Origin of the sequence: Exiguobacterium sp. SL-10 (assembly GCF_004337025.1) — a bacterium.
Lineage (GTDB): Bacteria > Bacillota > Bacilli > Exiguobacteriales > Exiguobacteriaceae > Exiguobacterium.
The window spans coordinates 1-415 of the sequence record NZ_SJUP01000043.1; the positions used below are offsets into that span (position 1 = coordinate 1).

The 415-nt window shown below is 51.3% G+C and carries 1 protein-coding gene; it reads left to right on the top strand.

Features of this window, described 5'->3' with window-relative positions; translation table 11 throughout:
• Positions 1-369 (top strand): 50S ribosomal protein L16 (gene rplP / locus EVJ33_RS15795; RefSeq protein ID WP_131438377.1); only part of this gene is annotated, 369 nt, incomplete at its 5' end.
• Positions 370-415: the final 46 nt, after the last annotated feature.

Here is a 415-nt window from a genome sequence, read left to right on the forward strand (position 1 = left end):
GGCCGTAACCGCGGTCTGGCAGCAGGCGCGGATGTGAGCTTCGGCACTTATGGTCTGAAAGCTGTTGGCCGTGGTCGTCTGACCGCACGTCAGATCGAAGCAGCACGTCGTGCTATGACCCGTGCAGTTAAGCGTCAGGGTAAAATCTGGATCCGTGTGTTCCCGGACAAACCTATCACTGAAAAGCCTCTTGAAGTGCGTATGGGTAAAGGTAAAGGTAACGTGGAGTATTGGGTTGCCTTAATCCAGCCGGGTAAAGTCCTGTATGAAATGGACGGCGTATCAGAAGAGCTTGCTCGTGAAGCATTCAAGCTGGCAGCAGCTAAACTGCCTATCAAAACCACCTTTGTAACTAAGACGGTGATGTAATGAAAGCGAAAGAGCTGCGCGAAAAAAGCGTTGAAGAGCTGAACAC